We start from the raw sequence: 17,619 nt of genomic DNA, 5'->3' as shown, positions 1-17,619 counted from the left end.
GCCGGACAAAGCGCCGCCGCCGTCTCACCCTCCCGGCGTCGAGACACGGCGGCTCCAGTCCTCGACGGCGTGGCGTTCCAGGCGGCGAGCGGCCAGGGTTCGCCAGGACTCGGCCAGTTCGGGAAGCGCGCTCATCGCGGCCAGCGCCTCGCGGTTCAGCGTATCGCGGTAGAGCACGTCCACAATGCGGCTGAGCGGCCATTCCGGGCAAGGCCGCTCACTCAGCCTGAGAAAGTCGCCGGCAACGACCTCCCCTGCCTCCAGCACGCGGTAGTACCAGCCGGTGCGGCCGCTCTGCTGCACCCAGCGCGCCATCTTGGGCGCCTCGAAACGGACGTTGAGCCGCCAGCACGGCTGGCGCCCCTGGGAGACCTGCACAAGCGCGGTGCCCAGGCGGAACACGTCGCCGACACAGACGTCCGCCTCGCCGACGCCCTCCGTCGAGATGTTCTCGCCGAACGCACCCGGCGCCGAAAGGCGCGGTGCAAGCTGTGGATATTCCGCCCGCCATAGTGGATAATGGTCGCGCGGATAGTGGTGGACGGCCTTCTCCGGCCCGCCGTGATGCTTCGTATCGCCCTGCGCGTCGCCGGCAAGACCATCCGGCATAAGGCTGACGGGACCGTCCGCGCACTGCTTGTCGATACCGCTGGGCTCGCCGTTGGGGCCGAAGGGAATGGTACGTCCGGTCAGGACGTGGTCGACGCGCACCTGGATCATCGCCGCTGAATGCTCTCCTGAAAACATGGGCCGGGCGAACTCCTTGTCCCGGATGGCAAGGGAGTGGGGTGAGCCATCCAGGGACAAGGAGCCGGCCCTATGCGCCGCAGCCTACTCCACCTTGCCCGGCAGGCTAAGGTCGCCCGAGGCCACGTCGAAGACGTTCTCCACGCACAGGAGCGGTTCGTGCACGCTCTCGTTGACACGAAGCCCGGAGGTCACGCCGTCAAAGGCCACGCCCTTCAGCTCCGGCGCGTTGCGGAACGGCACCCGCACTTTTACGTCGCCGCCATTCATCAGCGGCGTGTAGCCCGGACTGTCGATCAGCAGCGGCAGCCCCGGCCAGGTCGCGGGCAGGCCGGGCGTCGCTCCCTCGGGGATGTCCCGCACCTTCAAACCGCCGGCGCAGGCGTCTTCCGCCGGGACCAGGACGACCCAATGGCTGTGCCAGAGCCGGCCGTCGTTCTCGGTGTTCCCGTCGCCATCCTCGTCGAACAGCGGCGTATCGTCGAAGTCGGGATGCGCGGTGACGGCAAACGCCAGGATACCCTGGTCGGCGTCGAAACCGACGGCCTCGCTGTTCAGCTTGGTCGGCCAGACATAGGAGAACACCCGCGAGCCGGCCAGCTTCCCGGCGGGCGTCGGCTCGCTGGCCCCGGCCTGGCCGCTGACGCGCATTTGAAAGTTCAGCCAGTTCTTTTCGGCCGTTACCTTGGCCTGCACGACATCGAAGGCCGCGTCGGCGTTGCCGGACTTCGCGGTGACCTCGTGCGCCGACGCCGGTGTCGCGGCAAGTGCACCGACCAGCGTGGCGGCGGAAACGATACTTCCCAGGGCCAGTCTCATTTTTCATTCTCCTGACTGCGGTGGGGGGAGAGGAATTGCCGCCAGTTGGCGGCACTTATCGCGGCATCCGCGGCCTCGAAATCGCCGCAGTCGAGACGCAGATGCCGGTTACCGAACGCCGCGTTCACGAAGGCGCAGTGGTGCGGTGTGTCGGCGTCGTCATGCACATTCGGCCGGAAGTGCCGGCAGCCCGCGCACATCCGCTGCACCGGGATCGCCCCCTGCACCTGCAGGGTCCGGATCATCTTTGTCAGCATCTTCAGAAGAAGCGCCTGCTCGTCCGGCGACAGATCCTCGATCGCGGCGCGCAGCACGTCGGGCCATTCGGTGAGGCCGCTCGCCGCCTCGATCCCCGACGGCGTGAGCGAGATCGCCACGGCCCGGCGGTCCTCCGCCGCGCGCCGCTTCTCCACAAGCGCCTTGCGCCGCAGGGCCGCGACCGCATCGCTGGCCGTGGGCGCGGTGATCGCAAGCTCGTCCGCGATGGCGGAAAGCCGCAGCGCCCCCCGCCCCCGCAGCAGCGTCAGCACCTGCGCCTGCGTGGGCGTCAGGCCGTGCGCCCCGCCCTGGGCCCATGCCTGGTGCCGCATCACCATGGCGATCTTCGCCAGCCCACCGCCAACGCGGCGGGCGAGCGGCTCGCCGATATCGTCAAAGAGCGTGTTCATAATGATAAGGAGTCCTAAATGATTTTCCGGACGTGTCAAGCACGCATTTGCCTTCCCGCGAGAGACAGCCGGACAAGAAATCCCGGCCGCCTGCTCGACCCCTCTCGACGCGGACCGCCAAGGTCATGTACACGCAGAGAATACAGAGACCTCCCGGCAACTTTCGTCCGGGGCAATTCTCCATCGCGTCAGGCAGTGTCCGGGCTGCGGCCTGGTATCGTTGGGAGATTCGGGGATGAACGTCGATTTCGGGCCGCGGCATCGGCGCAAGATCGATCCTACCCGCCGCGCGGCGACGCGGCCCGACGGCACACCGGACGACAACGACCGGGTGGAGATCGGTCCGACCGCGCTGGCGTTTCAGGAATGGGCGGCGCGCGGCCTGACCCCGCCTGACATGGCAAAGCTGCGCGCGTATCGCCTCGGACGTATCCGGGAGCAGCTTTGCGCGCGCGACTACGCCGGCCTGCTGCTGTTCGACCCGCTGAACATCCGCTATGCCACCGATACCTCGAACATGCAGATCTGGGTGACGCACAACGCGGCGCGCGCCTGCTTCATCGCCACCGACGGGCCGGTCATCCTCTTCGACTTCCATAACTGCAACCACCTGTCGGAGCATCTGCCGCTGGTGGACGAGGTGCGGCCCGTCACCTCCTTCTTCTTTTTCGAGGCCGCCGAGCGCAGCGACGAACTCGCCGGGCGATTCGCGGCGGAGATCGATTCTCTGCTGCGCCAGCACGGCGGCGGCAATCGGCGTCTGGCGGTCGACAAGCTTGAACTGCCGGGGGTGCGCGCCTTCGACCGGCTGGGGATCGACCTGTGCAACGGCCAGGAGGTGACGGAGTACGCGCGCGCCAACAAGGACGCGAACGAGGTGAACGCCATGCGCTGCGCCATCGCGGCCTGCGAGGCCTCGGTCGCGGAGATGGAGAAGGCGCTGCGCCCCGGCATGACCGAAGCCGACCTCTGGGCCGTCCTGCACGCCGAGAACATCCGCCGCGGCGGCGAGTGGATCGAGACCCGCCTGCTCGCCTCCGGCCCGCGCACCAATCCCTGGTTCCAGGAGTGCGGCCCCCGGGTGATCCAGGACGGCGACCTTGTCGGCTTCGATACCGATCTGGTCGGCCCCTATGGCTATTGCGCCGACATCTCGCGCACTTGGCTGTGCGGCGACGGCCGGCCCAGCGAGGAGCAGCGGCAGCTCCACCGCATCGCGCGCGAGATGGTGACCCACGACATGGAGATCCTGAAGCCGGGCGTGAGCTTCATGGAGTTGATGGAGCGCGGCTATCGCCTGCCGGAGGAATACCGTGCGCAACGCTATTCGGTGATGTACCACGGCATCGGGCTGTGCGACGAATATCCGGCCATCCGCTATCCCGAGGATTGCGAGCACGTCGGCTACGACGGCGTGCTGATGCCGGGCATGACGCTGTGCGTCGAGGCCTATGTCGGCGCGGTGGGCGGACACGAGGGCGTCAAGCTGGAGGATCAGGTGCTGATCACCGAAACCGGCTACGAGAACCTGACGTCCTATCCCTTCGACGCACGGCTGTCCGAATAACGAGGGATCGCACCCACGTTTCACGCAATCGTGAGCGAATCGGTCGCGGCGCGCGCACTTGCGACTGTGTATGCGCTACCCAATTATACACTTGCGGAAAATGGATTAAATTGAATTGCCCTGCGAGTGTGTGAAATGTCCAAGATCCACGTCCTGCACGAGAACGACGCCTGGACACGGCCGCTGTTCGACGCCCTGAACGTCCGCGGCCTGCGTTACGAATCATGGCATCTTGCCGAGGGCGTGATCGAACCCGCCGGCAGGCCGCCCGAGGGCGTTTTCTATAATCGCATGAGCGCATCGGCCCACACGCGCGGCCATCGCTTCGCGCCGGAACTCACCCGGCACGTGCTGACCTGGCTGGAAACGGCGGGCCGGCGCGTCGTGAACAACAGCAGCGCCCTGTCGCTGGAGGTCAGCAAGCTGGGCCAGTACGCGGCGCTGGAAGCCGCCGGTGTGCGCACGCCCAGGACCATCGGCGCCGTCGGGCGCGAGAGCGTCCTGCACGCCGCCCGGCAGCTTGACGAAGCGCCCTTCATCCTGAAGCCCAACCGTGGCGGCACCGGGGCCGGCGTGCAGTTGATGGAAAACGTCGACCAGCTTGCCGCTATCCTGGACGATCCGGCCACGGAGCAGCCGCTGGACGGAACTTGGCTGGTGCAGCAGTACATCCGCGCGGCGGAGCCGACGATCACCCGCTGCGAATTCATCGGCGGGCAGTTCTTCTATGCCGTTCGCGTCGACACGAGCCAGGGCTTCGACCTCTGCCCCGCCGATGTCTGCGAGGTCCCCGCGCAGCGAGAGAAGTTCGAGATCATCGACGGCTTCGACGATCCGGTGCTGACGAAGTACGCAAGCTTCCTGGCGAACAACGGGATCGAGGTGGCGGGCATCGAATTCATCCGCGACCGCGCGGGCACGGTGTTCACCTACGACGTCAACACGAACACCAATTACAACAGCCGCGCCGAAGCGGTCGCCGGCGTTTCCGGCATGGAAAGGCTGGCGGATTTCCTTGGCCGGGAGCTTGAGCGCGTGCAATCCGCCAGGGCCGCCTAGGCTTCCGTCCAGACCATCGGCCTGGAACCGAACGGCGACAGGACTTCGGTGGCGGATGACCTGCCGGACCACGCGGGCCAGCTTTCCCGACGCCCTATTCCTTATCCACCGCCGTGATGTCCACGCGGTCGTAGGGCTGTTCGTCGGTGGAGCTGCCCAGCGCGCGGACGTCCATCCGCGTCGAGCGAACCCCGCGCGATGCCAGGAACGAGCGGACCTCCAGGGCCCGCTTCAGCGAAAGGCGCCGGGCCGCGCTGCCGCTATCGTCGGTGGGCGCGGCGAAGGCGCGGATCTGCACCCGGCTCTCGGGGTCGGCCGCCAGGCGTTCGGCCAGCCCTGCAAGCTGTTCGCGGGCTTTCGCCGACAATTCGGCGGCATCGCCCTCGAAGCTCACGCGCAGAGCGTCCGCTGTTTCCCCGGCCGGTGGCAAGGCGGCGGTCTGCGTCTCCTCCAGGGTCGACCGAGCGCCGGTATCGGAGGCCTGCGTGTCCGGTTGCGCCGACTCGGCAACGCCAGAGCCGGCCTGTTCGCTCTCGGCAGCTTCCGCGCCGGCATCCGCGCCGTCGTCCGGCTTGCGCGGGGCCGTGCGCGGCTCGGTCGCGGATTGAGCCTTCGTTGACAGTTCCTGGCCCGACGGCGCCTCCGGCATCGGGGGCCCGGCCGGGGCCTCGCTTATGATGACGGGCCGTTCCGGCGGCAATCCCGGCTCGTCCGGTCCAAGCGCGGTCTGCACCTCGCCGGCCGGCCGGGCAGACGTCGCCCGCCCCTCCGCCCGCAGGGGCTCGTCGCTGTAGACGGCGCTGCCGCGATCGGCGATTAGCCCTTCCTTCAGCGCCTCGCGCTCCGCCGAGCGGCTGGGCCTGCGCGGCGGCTCCATGGGGACGCTCGACAAGTTCGGGTATTCGCCATCGCCTTCGGGGGGACTTTCAACCCTTTCCGGCCGGGGCACCTCATCGCCGCCCAGAAGACCGGTCGGGTCCGCTTCCTGCAGACTGGAGCACGCCGGCAGCGTCATCGCCAGCACGACCCCCGTCGCGGCCGCGCGGCGACGGACAAGGCTCAAAAACGCCAATGCAAGATGCTTCATTCGGATGCCGTGTACCCTTCGCGCAGCGTTCAATTCAGTGTCGATCATTGTGAATGAAACGCGTCACGTCCCGTGTCGTTCGCTTGAGCATCGCGTGACGGCGGGTTGCAGACGAGCACGGCGTCGTCCAGCACCGCCGCGACCACGATGCGCTCGCCGAATGCCGCCGCCACGGTCGCCATGTTCAGCTTCCGGCCTTCCGGATCCTCCAGAAGCGGCGCCACCGTCCCGTCGTCCGGATCGATCGCCACCACACGGCTGCCGGCGCGGCGCGCCCCCAGCCAGCGGTTGCGCGCCATTCCTGCCTTCAGCATCGACGGGTGCACGGCGGCCAGCACCTTGCCGCCGGGCGTCCAGCTCAGGTTGTCCGGCCCGCCGTCCAGCCTGACGCTCGACAGCGGCGCCGCCTCGCCGCGCTTCAACGCGGGCACGTCGAAGAAATGCACCCGCCCTTCCCGCGTCGCCGCCACCGCCAGCCGCCGCTTGTCGGGACTCAGCGCAAGGCCGTTGGCGAAGCCGAGACCGTCGACCAGAGTCCTCACCCGCGCAGCACCGCCTTCCTCTAATCTGGCGAGTAACACCTTGGCGTGGCTGAGGCCGAGGGCATCCTCGCTCCATCGCCGCAGGCCGCGGCATGCCCCGTGATCGCGGCTCACCAATACGTCCGACGGTGACAGCGCCACAAGGTCGTTGGCCTGGCACAGCGCCTCGTCGCGCAGGCTGCTCGCCGCTTGCAGGCTATCCCCGGCAAGATCGAAAACATCGATGCGGGTGGCGCGCCGCCGCTCTCCGTCTCGCCGCGAGTACGCGTGGTTGATGGCGAACAGGCGGAGCGGATCGGCCTCCCGATAGAGCGCGATACCGTGGGGATGAAAGTCGCCCGCAACATCCGAGGTCAGCCGCCGCACCGAAAGCCGCGCCTCCGCCGCCGCCACCTCTGACAGGGGTGCCGCGTAAATGCCGCCCTGCGGCAGCCGCTCCGCGTCGGCGGCAAGCGCATCCTCCAGCGCCCAGCGGTCATAAGCCGAGAGGTACAGCCGGCCGCCATCGGCATCGACCGCGATATCCTCGGCCCCACGCACCGGCGCGCCGCTCTCCGCGTCGATCAGGGCCACGCGCTGGCAGTACGCAGCTTCCCGCGCGGGCGCGGCCTGCGATGAAGCTGTCAGGGCGAACAGCGCCAGCATCACCACTCCTCCCGCCCGTCTTGGCGGGCCGGTCCCAACGCGAAAGAACGCGGCGACAAGGCGGGGGATGGCGTGTGCGCGCACGGCTAGGGGCAACGGCCGCCGCCAGCGCTCAGATACACAGGCCGGTGAGGTTCAGGCAAACGCCGACGCCCAAACCCCATTCGGCCCAAAGCGCCCAGCCAAGAACGGAGGCTGCCGCCAGCGCCATCCCGCCCAATGTCTTTCCCAGGAAACCCGCCATTCGCTCCGGCCCTCGGTGCCCGTTGCCCTGCCGGGCACGAATGCCGCACCCGGTTTACGCCGGGCGTCCGCGCGGTTAGACGTTCACCGGCATCTTGCACTTTATCACACGGGACAGCGGAAACGCGATCATGATGGATATGACGCTCGCGCTTGCCTTGCATGCCCTGGCCGCGGTTGTCTGGGTCGGCGGCATGGCCTTCGCCTACTGGTTCGTGCGCCCGGCCGCCGGCGTGCTGGAGGGGCCGGACCGGCAGCGGCTGTGGCGCGGTATCTTCGCGCGCTTCTTTCCGCTGGTCTGGCTGTCGATCCTCATTCTGCTGGCAAGCGGCTACCACATGCTCTTCGCCGGTTATGGCGGCTTCGCCGGCGCCGGTCTGCATATCCATGTCATGCAGGGGCTTGGCATCCTGATGGTGCTGATCTTCGCGCACGTCTACTTCGCGCCCTGGCGCCGGTTCAGGCAGGCGGTGGACGCGGGCGAGCGCGAGACCGGCGCCCGCAACCTGGAGCAAATTCGCCGTTTTGTCGGAATTAACCTTGGACTCGGGCTAGTTTTGGTCGCGATTGCGTCAAGCGGACGGTACTGGCCCTGAAGACTTTGCAAATTTGCCATTAAACAACACGATCAGCGGCATTTTCTCGCCTGGTGATTCGCGATAGCCTTCCCTTTCGGCGCTGTATGCGGGCAGTGCCCAACGAAAACGGTTCGTGGCGGGGGAGGCTGAAGCGATGACCGTAGGTGCGGAACAGCTCAAGAGCGACCTGATAGACCGCGTTGCCGATCGCGTGCGCCAGCGCCTGGAGAGCGGTCGCGCCGATATCGTCGAGGCCTTCGTGCGGCAGTTCTACGCCCACGTCCCGCCCGACGACCTGCTGGGCGACGACCCCGACAACCTCTACGGCGAGGCGCTGGCGATGTTCTGGTTTGCCCAGAAGCGCCAGCCGGACACACCGATGGTCCGGGTCTACAGCCCGCATCTGGAGGAGCACGGCTACCGTTCCTCGCACACCGTCGTCGAGATCGTGAACGACGACATGCCGTTTCTGGTCGACTCGGTCACCGCCAAGCTGACCGCACTGGACGCACAGGTGCTGCTGGTGATCCACCCGATCCTGGAGGTGGAGCGCGACGCCAGCGGTCAACTGGTGACTGCCCAGGCGTGCCGGCGCGAGGGCGGCGGCAAGGGCAAGGCGGCCAAGGGCACGCTGCGCGAATCCTTCATGCACATCGAGATCAGCGAGCAGCCGCGCGACAAGCACGACGAGATCCGCAAGGAGCTTGAGCGGGTGCTGCGCGACGTGCGCTTCGCCGTCAACGACTGGGCCGCGATGCGCGAGAAGGCGCGAGCGATCACCGCCAACCTCGAAAGCTCGCCGCCGCCGCTGGACAAGGCCGAGATCGACGAGGGAATCGCCTTCCTGAAGTGGGTCACCGACGACCACTTCACCTTCCTGGGCTATCGCGAGTACGTCTTCGAGGGCTCGGGCCGGGACGCCGTGGCAAAGGTGCAGGACGAGGCGGGCCTGGGCATCCTGGCCGATCCGGACTACCGCGTGTTCGACGGCCTGCGCAACCTGGGCAAACTGCCCCCGGACGTGCGCGAATTCCTGCAACAGCCCGACCTGCTGCGCATCACCAAGGCGAACCACCGCTCCACCGTGCACCGCGCCGTGCACATGGACACCATCGCCATCAAGTTCTTCGACAAGAAAGGCAACGTCCTGGGCGAGCAGCTCTTCGCCGGGCTGTTCACTTCCGTCGCCTATTCGCGCAGTCCGCGCGACATCCCGCTGCTGCGGCGCAAGGTCGACCGTGTGATGGAGCGCTCGGGCTTCCGCCCCGACAGCCACGACGGCAAGGCGCTGATGCATATTCTGGAAAGCTATCCGCGCGACGAGCTGTTCCAGATATCCGAAGGCGAACTCTACAACATCTCGCTCAGCATCCTGCACCTGCAAGAGCGCCAGCGCATCGCGCTGTTCACCCGCCGCGACCCATTCGAGCGCTTCGTCTCCTGCCTCGTCTACGTGCCGCGCGACCGCTACAACACCGACCTGCGCGAGCGCTTCCAGAAGCTGCTGGCCCAGGCCTTCGACGGCGATGTGACGGCCTTCTACACGCACCTGAGCGAAGCGGCGCTGGCGCGCGTCCACATCATCGTGCGCACCACGCCGGGCAGGATTCCCGAGGTCGACCAGAACGCCGTGGAGCAGCGGCTGGCCGATGCCGCGCGCTCATGGGTGGACCACCTGCAGGAAGCGCTGATCGAGGATCGCGGCGAGGAGCCGGGGCTGGCGGCCACGCGCCGCTTCGGCAAGGCGTTCCCGGCCAGCTACGAGGAGCATTTCCACGCCCACGCCGCCGTCTTCGACATCCACAGGATCGAGCGCGCGCTGGAGACGGGCGAACTGGCAATGAACCTCTACCGCCCGATCGAGGCGGCGGAGGACGAGGTTCGTTTCAAGATCTACCATCCGGGCCGCCCGATCCCGCTGTCGGACATCCTCCCGATGCTGGAGAACATGGGCATCAAGGTGATCTCCGAGCATCCCTACGAAGTCCATCCGCGGGACCTGGAGACCACCGTCTATATCCACGACTTCACCATGCGTGCCTTCGGCGGCCGGGCCATCGACCTGTCCGAGGTAAAGGACAAGTTCCACGAGGCCTTCGCCCGCATCTGGCGCGACGAGATGGAGAACGACGGCTTCAACAGGCTGGTGCTGCTGGGCGGGCTGACGGCGCGCGACATCATCGTCCTGCGCGCCTACTGCAAGTACCTGCGGCAGGCCGCGATCCCGTTCAGCCAGGCGTACATGGAAGACACGCTGGCCGAAAATCCGGGCCTGGCCCGCAATCTGGTGAAGCTGTTCCACCTGCGCTTCGATCCGCATCACAAGGGCAACCGCGACAAGCAGGCCGCGGCGGTCGTCGAGGAGATCAACGCCGGGCTGGAGAACGTGGAGGTGCTGGACCAGGACCGCATCATCCGCCGCTTCCTGAATGCCATTGAATCGACGCTGCGCACCAACTTCTTCCAGGGCGCCGCGGCCGGCCGCGAGAAGTCCTACCTGTCGTTCAAGCTGGACAGCCAGAACATCGACGAGCTGCCGCTGCCCCGGCCGTTCCGGGAAATCTTCGTCTATTCGCCCCGCGTCGAAGGCGTGCACCTCCGCTTCGGCATGGTGGCGCGCGGCGGCCTGCGCTGGTCCGACCGGCGCGAGGACTTCCGCACCGAAGTGCTGGGCCTCGTGAAGGCGCAGCAGGTGAAGAACGCCGTCATCGTCCCGGTCGGCTCGAAGGGCGGTTTCGTCCTGAAGCGCCCGCCGGGTCCCGGCGCCAGCCGCAAGGACGTCCAGGAGGAAGGCGTTGCCTGCTACAAGACCTTCATCCGGGCCATGCTGGACCTGACCGACAACTACGTCGCCGGCGAGGTGCAGCCGCCGCAGGAGGTGGTTCGCTGGGACAGCGACGACCCCTATCTGGTCGTCGCCGCCGACAAGGGCACGGCCACCTTCTCCGACTACGCCAACGGCGTCTCGCAGGAATACGGTTTCTGGCTGGACGACGCCTTCGCCTCCGGCGGCTCGGCGGGCTACGACCACAAGGCGATGGGAATCACCGCGCGCGGCGGCTGGGAATCGGTGAAGCGCCATTTCCGCGAGCTGGGCAAGGACATCCAGAACGAGGACTTCACCGCCATCGGCTGCGGCGACATGTCGGGCGACGTCTTCGGCAACGGCATGCTGCTGTCCAAGCACATCCGGCTGCTGGCGGCGTTCAATCACCTGCACATCTTCATCGACCCCGCCCCTGATTCGGCGAAATCGTGGAAGGAGCGCAAGCGCCTGTTCGACGAGGCGAAGGGCTGGGATGCCTATGACAGCAAGCTGATCTCCAAGGGCGGCGGCGTCTTCGACCGCAAGGCGAAATCGATCAAACTGACGCCGGAGATCAAGAAGCTGGCCAAGCTTGGCAAGGATAGCTGCACGCCGAACGAGTTGATCCACGCGCTGTTGAAGGCGGACACCGAATTGCTGTGGTTCGGTGGCATCGGCACCTATGTCAAGGCCGCCGACGAGAGCCATGCCGAAGTCGGCGACCGGGGCAACGACGGCCTGCGCGTCGATGCGAGGAATGTCGGAGCGAAGGTCATCGGCGAGGGCGCGAACCTCGGCATGACGCAACGCGCGCGCATCGAGTACGCGCTGGCCGGCGGCCACTGCAACACCGATTCCATCGACAACTCGGCGGGCGTCGACTGCTCCGATCACGAGGTCAACATCAAGATCCTCCTGGGCGACGTGGAGCAGTCCGGCGACATGACGCGCAAGCAGCGCAACGAGATGCTGGAGCGCATGACCGACGAGGTCGCGGGCCTGGTGCTGCGGGACAACTACCTGCAAACACAGGCGATCTCGGTGACGGAGCAGCTTGGCGCCCACCTGCTGGACCGCAACGCGCGCTTCATGCGCACGCTGGAACGCGCCGGCAAACTGAACCGGGCCATCGAGTTCCTGCCCGACGACGAGATCATCCTGGAGCGGCGCAAGGCCGGCACCGGCATGACCCGGCCGGAAACCGCCGTCCTGATGAACTACGCCAAGCTGACGCTCTATGAAGAGCTGCTGGCATCGGGGCTGCCGGACGATCCCTACATGGAAGCCGACCTGGAGGCCTATTTCCCGAAGGAACTACAAAAAACCTACGCCAAACGTATCGGCCAGCACCGGCTGCGCCGCGAGATCGTGGCGACGGTGGTCAGCAACTCGGTGATCAACCGCGGCGGCCTCGCCTTCGTCCACGAGGTCCGGGAGAAGACGGGCATGCCGGCGGAGGACATCTGCCGCGCCTACGCCATCGCCCGCGAGGTGTTCGGCCTGCGCAAGCTGTGGGCGGGGATCGAGGCACTGGACACCAAGGTCCCGGCGACGACGCAGTACGCCATGTTGATCGAGTGCGGCCGCCTGATCGAGCGGACCACCACCTGGTTCCTGCGCAACTGCGAGCACCCGATCGACGCCGCCAAGGGCATCGAGACCTATGGCAAGGGTGTCGCCACCGTCTCGGACAAGCTGGACGAGCTGTTGGACAAGGCCGACAGCGACGCGCTGAACAGGCAGGTGAGAAGTTACACCGACAAGGGCGTGCCGAAGGAACTGGCGCGCGGCGTGGTGGCCCTGCGCCTGCTGCCGCCGGCGCTCGACATCGTGCGCATTGCCCAGCGGGTGGGAATGAAGGTGATCGACGTGGCGAAGACCTACTTCACCGTCGGCCACCGCTTCGGCTTCGACTGGCTGCGCTCGGCCGCCGGACAGCTTCCCACCGACGATGCCTGGGACAAGCTGGCGGTGACGGCCATCATCGACGACTTCTACAGCCATCAGACGGCGGTGACGCTCGACGTCCTCGACCGTGGCGACGGCGGCGGTGCCGGCGACGGGGCCATCCAGACCTGGGCCGACAAGCGCCAGGCGATGGTGAACCGGACCGAGCAGCTGCTGACGGAACTGAAATCCGCCGGCACGCCGGACCTGGCAATGCTGGCCGTGGCGAACCGGCAGCTCAAGTCGATGGTCGGCGAGTAGGGCGGCTGGGGTTGGCGAGAAGCCCCGATACCCGCGTACGCCGAGGCGTCGGTCCGCCGTCCAACGGACGCTGGAGCAGGATTCACGGATCAGGTTGAAACATTATGTTTCAACCTGATCCGATTACGCTCTAAAGCTGTGGAGCCGTCCGCTTGGCGCTCTCCCGCTCCGCCAGCTTCGCATGCAGGGCCTTCACGCGCGGCACCTCCGCCAGCAGCTCGCCGCCCTCGGGCGTCATCGACAGATAGTCCAGGACCGGCAGAAGCTGCAGGTCCGCCAGCGAAAGGTGGCTACCCGCGGCATAGGCGTTCTCGCCGATCAGGCGCTCCAGTTCCGCCAGCACCTTACGCGCATCCGGCAGGGCCTCGGCAATGGCCTGCTCGTCCGGCGTCTCGTTCAGCTTCGGCATGACGAGGCGTTGGATCACCAGCTTGCCGACGATCGGCGGATAGGCATAGGCGTTGACGATGCCGATGATCTGGGTCATCCGCGCCTGCCCCCTGGCATCCTGCGGCTGCAGCGAGGGCCCCTCGAACGTCATGTCGACATAGCGGGTGATGGCGTCGGTTTCGTAAAGCTGGAAGCCGTCATGCTCGAATGCCGGGACCTTGCCGAAAGGCTGCCGGGCCAGGAAGTCCGGGTTCTGGTTCTCGCCCGAGAAGATGTCCACTTCGTGCAGCTTGTAGGCGGCGCCCTTCTCTTCCAGCGCCATGCGCACGCTGCGCACGTAGGTGCTGTAGTTCGGTCCAAAAATGATCGGATCGGCCATCGCATTGTCCCCTTGGCTTCGAATTCGAACTTGCCTCGCTTAGACCATCTTCGCCAGCGCGTCGAGGGTTGCGTCCGGGGCCTCGGTCATCATCATGTGGCCGCAGCCGGCAAGTTCCACGACGCGCGCGTCGTCCATCGCCTCGGCCAGCTTCCGGCCCGCCTTCGCCGGGGTCATCCTATCCTCCGCCGCCAACAGCAGAAGTGTCGGACAGCGCACCTGTCCCGCCGCCTCGGCGCCGTGAGTGTAGGCATCGCAGGCCGCCAGATCGGTGTACAGAACACCCGGTTGCGCACGCTCCAGCAGGCGTCGGGCGACGCCCGTGGTCCAGACGCCCGGCACCGCATCGCCGCCAAGCTGCGCCCGCGCGCCGTGGCCCCAGCCCACGATCATCGCCGCCGCGGCGGGATCGTTCGCCTCTGCCGCCTTCAGCAGGTCAGGGTGAACCGGCATCTTCGCCGCGACGCCCATCAGGGCCAGCGCCCGCCAGCGGTCGGGGTGGCGCGCCGCCGATTCCAGCGCGGCAAGCGCCCCCATCGAGTGGCCGGCAAGCGCCGCCTGTTCCACGCCCACGGCATCCAGCAACCGGACCAGCCAGTCGGCGATGGCCTTCGGGCTGTCCAGCGGATCGCCACCGGAGCGGCCGTGCCCCGGAAGGTCGACCGCCAGGACCGCGCGGCCATGATGCGCCAGATAGCGGCTTTGCAGCGCCCAGACGCTGTGATCCATGCCGGCGCCGTGCACCAGCACCACGACCGGCCGCGCCGGGTCGAAGGCCGTCCCGCCGGTTGCGGCGAAGACCGGCGCGCCATCCACCTCCAGCCGCATCAGCCCGACACCTTCGCGGCGGCGCGCAGGCCGCGTTTCAGATCGGCCAGGATGTCGTCGACATCCTCCACGCCCACGGACAGGCGCACCATGTCCTCGCCGATGCCGGCAGCCTCCAGTTCCGCCGCCGACATCTGCTGATGGGTCGTGCTGGCCGGGTGGATCACCAGGGTCTTGGCATCCCCGACGTTTGCAAGGTGAGAGGCAAGCTGGCACCCCTCGATGAACGCCCGGCCCGCCTCGCGTCCGCCACGAATGCCGAAGCTGACGATTGAGCCCGTGCCGCGCGGCAGCAGACGCTTCGCCAGTTCGTGGTCCGGGTGATCGCGAAGGCTGGGATGGCGCACCCAACCCACCTGCTCGTGCGCGGCCAGCATCTCGACCACTCGCTCGGTGTTGGCGACGTGACGTTCCATCCGCAGGCCCAGCGTCTCGATCCCCTGCAATAGATAGAAGGCAACCTGCGCGCTCATCGACGCGCCGAAGTCGCGCAGCCCCTCCATCCTGGCCCGCATCGCAAAGGCCTGCGGGCCGAACTCCTCGGCGAAGACCACGCCGTGGTAGCCGGCGTAAGGCTGGCTCAGCGTGGGAAACTTATCATTCGCGGACCAGTCGAATCGGCCGCCGTCCACCAGCACGCCGCCCACGGCAATCCCGTGCCCGCCCAGCCATTTAGTGACCGAATGGACGACGAGATCCGCCCCCATCTCGATGGGGCGGGCCAGATACGGCGTGGTGAAGGTGCTGTCGATCAGAAGCGGCACGCCGGCGTCGTGCGCGACCTGGGCAACGGCGGGCACGTCCATCACCTCCAGGTTCGGGTTGCCCACCACCTCGCCGAACAGAAGGCGCGTTTCCGGCCGGATGGCCGCACGGAACGCCGGCGGGTCGCGCGGATCGACGAAGGTCGTCTCGATGCCGAAGCGCGGCAGCGTGTGGGTCAGGATATTGATGCTGCCGCCGTAAAGCGCGCGAGAGGCCACGATGTGCCCGCCCTGGCCCATCAGCGTCGTGATCGCCAGATGCAGCGCCGCCTGTCCCGAGGCCGTCGCCACCGCCGCCACGCCGGACTCCAGCGCCGCCATACGCTCTTCCAGCACCGCCACCGTGGGATTGGAAATCCGCGAGTAGACGTGGCCGGCGCGTTCCATGTTGAACAGGGCGGCGGCATGGTCGGTATCCTGAAAGACGTAGGACGTCGTCTGATAGATCGGCACCGCGCGGGCGCCAAACACGGGATCGGGGTGCTGCCCGGCGTGCAAGGCCTGCGTGTCGAGCTTGAAGGTCATGGCTGGCCCCGGGTCATTCCTGAAACATTGAAATGTCCGCCGAACGCCGCGCGACGCGGTAAGGACGGCTGTTATGGGTGCGGTGACGATACTGGCGACAGCACAAAAAAAGAAGGACCTTCGGCCCTGGCCGCGGTCCTTCTTCTTTTTGTTTTCGGAAGCCTACCCTGTCAACTTGCCTTCCGGCGCGTACCTTATGGCCACCTACATCGTTGGTCAAGGCGGCATTCGGTAGCCCCTTTCCTACCCCCTCCGATGGGAGATGTCACAAAAAAGCCGCCGGAGGTGAATCCGGCGGCAAGTCGACAGGGGGCTTCCTCCAGGGATAAAAGCAACCAAACCCCCAGGAGGCCAGCCATTCGGACCAAACACCCCTGAGTCGAGGGGAGGGATAACCCAGGGCTAGTAGGCACACTAAGCGTGACAACTGAATAAATGGTTAACGGAATCGGCAAAATTTGCAAGCATATTAAGAGTTTCGATTTAAATTTATAAGTTACCTTGACATTCGTGTCGGGGGAAGGCGCAGCATGCCTTCGTCCGACCCGATGTCGGACACCGGCCAACAGGAAGGGAGAGACGTCACCCATGCTTCGAATAGCAGCGCTCGCCGCAACGCTCTGGCTCGCCATCGCGGGCTCCGCCGGCGCACATACGCAGCAGCAGGGCGACCTGCAGATCGTCCATCCCTGGGTAACACCCGCGCAAAGCAGTGAAACGGCGACGGCACACCCCACGCTGGCCAATACCGGCGAAGCGCCCATCCTGATCGAACGGGCGGCTTCCCCCGTCGCGGCGTCGGTGCGGATGATATTCAACGGCAAAACCGTCGATGCCGTGGAGATTCCGGTCGGCGCGACCGTGACGCCCGAGGAGTTGAAGCTTGTGTTGACGGATCTCAAGGTCGACTTGCCGGAGGGCAAGGCCGCCCCTGTCGTTCTCCATCTGAAAGGGATGGAGGCGATGGAAGTGCACATGGCCATCGGCCAGGACACCATGAACCCGCAGGAGGTCGTCACCGCTTCCCACGCCAGCGGGCACGGACACTCGGACTGAGATCCGCGACAGTCTATAGCGGCGTTGACGGCTGCCGCTTCGGCTGGGTCGCCGTCACCTGGTCCGACGGCGGCCTGGACGTGGCGATCGCGCGGAGCTGGGCGGAGGTCGATATCGACGCGGCGGGGATCGTAGCAGTCGATATGCCGATAGGGCTCCCCGACAGCGGCCTGCGCGCATGCGATCGGGCCGCCCGTGCGCTGCTTCCAGGGGCGAGGAAATCCAGCGTGTTCTCCGCCCCGCGCCGCTACATGCTGGGCAAGTCGTGGGCGGACGCGAACAGCCTGGGCAAGGCGCGGGAGGGCGTAGGCCTGTCGAAGCAGTCCTGGCAGATCGGCCACAAGATCGCCGAACTGGACGAGGCCCTGTCGCCGGCGGACCAGGACCGCATCCTGGAAGCCCACCCCGAGGTCATCTTCCACCGGCTGAACGGCTGGGCGCCGCTTGCCCGCAAGGTCGGGCGCGACGGCCGCGCGGCGCGTATCGAATTGCTCCGCGCGGCCGGATTGCCCGATCCGACCCCGCTTCTGGACCGCTACCCGCGCAAGGACGTCGAGGCGGACGACATCGTCGATGCCGCCGCCTGCGCCCTGCTGGCGCGAGAAATCGCGGAGGGCCGCGGACGGCGCGTCCCCGACGGCGATATCCCGCGCGACAGCAGGGACCTGCGCATGGAGATCTGGTACTGACGCGCCGAACGTGGCCGCA

At 66.9% G+C, this 17,619-nt stretch carries 15 protein-coding genes; 6 read left to right on the top strand and 9 right to left on the bottom strand.

From position 1 onward, the window contains the following. Positions 1 to 24 precede the first annotated feature (24 nt). The 3 genes from DRB17_RS11440 to DRB17_RS11430 form a co-directional block, all read right to left on the bottom strand. Complete coding sequence (locus DRB17_RS11440; protein ID WP_241503818.1) at positions 25 to 747, bottom strand: MOSC domain-containing protein; 723 nt, start codon at positions 745 to 747, stop codon at positions 25 to 27. A gap of 84 nt (positions 748 to 831) precedes the next feature. Continuing rightward, positions 832 to 1,566, bottom strand: a complete 735-nt coding sequence (locus DRB17_RS11435) for a hypothetical protein (RefSeq protein WP_114582341.1) — start codon at positions 1,564 to 1,566, stop codon at positions 832 to 834. After that, on the bottom strand, positions 1,563 to 2,234 hold the full coding sequence (locus DRB17_RS11430) for a MarR family winged helix-turn-helix transcriptional regulator (RefSeq protein ID WP_114582340.1): 672 nt from the start codon (positions 2,232 to 2,234) through the stop codon (positions 1,563 to 1,565). The genes DRB17_RS11435 and DRB17_RS11430 overlap by 4 nt, the downstream gene beginning before the upstream one ends. Positions 2,235 to 2,469: 235 nt before the next feature. On the opposite strand from DRB17_RS11430, the gene dddP reads away from it, so the two are divergent. Both dddP and DRB17_RS11420 read left to right on the top strand, forming a co-directional pair. Beyond that, on the top strand, positions 2,470 to 3,801 hold the full coding sequence (gene dddP, locus DRB17_RS11425) for a dimethylsulfonioproprionate lyase DddP (RefSeq protein WP_114582339.1): 1,332 nt from the start codon (positions 2,470 to 2,472) through the stop codon (positions 3,799 to 3,801). A gap of 135 nt (positions 3,802 to 3,936) precedes the next feature. Continuing rightward, positions 3,937 to 4,860: an ATP-grasp domain-containing protein gene (locus DRB17_RS11420; protein ID WP_114582338.1), complete on the top strand. Its 924-nt coding sequence runs from the start codon at positions 3,937 to 3,939 to the stop codon at positions 4,858 to 4,860. A 94-nt stretch (positions 4,861 to 4,954) separates the two neighbouring features. On the opposite strand, the gene DRB17_RS11415 is transcribed toward DRB17_RS11420, so the two are convergent. The 3 genes from DRB17_RS11415 to DRB17_RS20855 all read right to left on the bottom strand — a co-directional run bounded on the left by DRB17_RS11415 (position 4,955) and on the right by DRB17_RS20855 (position 7,378). Then, positions 4,955 to 5,947 (bottom strand): OmpA family protein, encoded by a 993-nt coding sequence (locus DRB17_RS11415; RefSeq protein WP_161958792.1) that lies wholly within the window; start codon positions 5,945 to 5,947, stop codon positions 4,955 to 4,957. A 44-nt stretch (positions 5,948 to 5,991) separates the two neighbouring features. Further along, positions 5,992 to 7,134: an SMP-30/gluconolactonase/LRE family protein gene (locus tag DRB17_RS11410; RefSeq protein WP_114582336.1), complete on the bottom strand. Its 1,143-nt coding sequence runs from the start codon at positions 7,132 to 7,134 to the stop codon at positions 5,992 to 5,994. Between the two features lie 112 nt (positions 7,135 to 7,246). Next, complete coding sequence (locus DRB17_RS20855; RefSeq protein ID WP_277738575.1) at positions 7,247 to 7,378, bottom strand: hypothetical protein; 132 nt, start codon at positions 7,376 to 7,378, stop codon at positions 7,247 to 7,249. A 130-nt stretch (positions 7,379 to 7,508) separates the two neighbouring features. Here DRB17_RS20855 and DRB17_RS11405 point away from each other — a divergent pair, with 130 nt between their 5' ends. Together DRB17_RS11405 and DRB17_RS11400 are read left to right on the top strand one after the other, a co-directional pair. Next, the gene (locus tag DRB17_RS11405) at positions 7,509 to 7,973 is read left to right on the top strand and encodes a CopD family protein (protein WP_206607862.1); all 465 of its coding nucleotides are present in this window, start codon (positions 7,509 to 7,511) and stop codon (positions 7,971 to 7,973) included. Positions 7,974 to 8,109: 136 nt separating this feature from the next. Then, entirely contained in the window at positions 8,110 to 12,969 is a 4,860-nt protein-coding gene (locus tag DRB17_RS11400) for an NAD-glutamate dehydrogenase (RefSeq protein WP_114582335.1), read from the top strand. Positions 12,970 to 13,099: 130 nt separating this feature from the next. Here the strand turns inward: DRB17_RS11400 and DRB17_RS11395 are convergent, their stop codons facing one another. Genes DRB17_RS11395 through DRB17_RS11385 form a run of 3 tightly spaced genes read right to left on the bottom strand, consistent with a single transcriptional unit; the run spans position 13,100 to position 15,855 of the window. Continuing rightward, complete coding sequence (locus DRB17_RS11395; protein WP_114582334.1) at positions 13,100 to 13,738, bottom strand: glutathione S-transferase family protein; 639 nt, start codon at positions 13,736 to 13,738, stop codon at positions 13,100 to 13,102. 39 nt (positions 13,739 to 13,777) lie between these two features. Beyond that, a complete protein-coding gene (locus DRB17_RS11390; protein ID WP_114582333.1) occupies positions 13,778 to 14,566 on the bottom strand; it encodes an alpha/beta fold hydrolase in 789 nt (262 codons plus the stop codon). Then, entirely contained in the window at positions 14,566 to 15,855 is a 1,290-nt protein-coding gene (locus DRB17_RS11385) for an O-acetylhomoserine aminocarboxypropyltransferase (protein ID WP_114582332.1), read from the bottom strand. The genes DRB17_RS11390 and DRB17_RS11385 overlap by 1 nt, the downstream gene beginning before the upstream one ends. Positions 15,856 to 16,443: 588 nt before the next feature. Here DRB17_RS11385 and DRB17_RS11380 point away from each other — a divergent pair. Together DRB17_RS11380 and DRB17_RS11375 are read left to right on the top strand one after the other, a co-directional pair. Then, complete coding sequence (locus tag DRB17_RS11380; protein ID WP_114582331.1) at positions 16,444 to 16,911, top strand: copper chaperone PCu(A)C; 468 nt, start codon at positions 16,444 to 16,446, stop codon at positions 16,909 to 16,911. Further along, a complete protein-coding gene (locus DRB17_RS11375) occupies positions 16,908 to 17,600 on the top strand; it encodes a DUF429 domain-containing protein (protein WP_114582330.1) in 693 nt (230 codons plus the stop codon). The genes DRB17_RS11380 and DRB17_RS11375 overlap by 4 nt, the downstream gene beginning before the upstream one ends. The last annotated feature ends 19 nt before the right edge of the window (positions 17,601 to 17,619 follow it).

Origin of the sequence: Ferruginivarius sediminum, assembly GCF_003344765.1 — a bacterium.
Classification (GTDB): Bacteria; Pseudomonadota; Alphaproteobacteria; order Kiloniellales; family Rhodovibrionaceae; genus Ferruginivarius; species Ferruginivarius sediminum.
The sequence above is the reverse complement of the archived record's forward strand: the minus strand, read 5'-3'. Positions and strand labels throughout refer to the sequence as shown.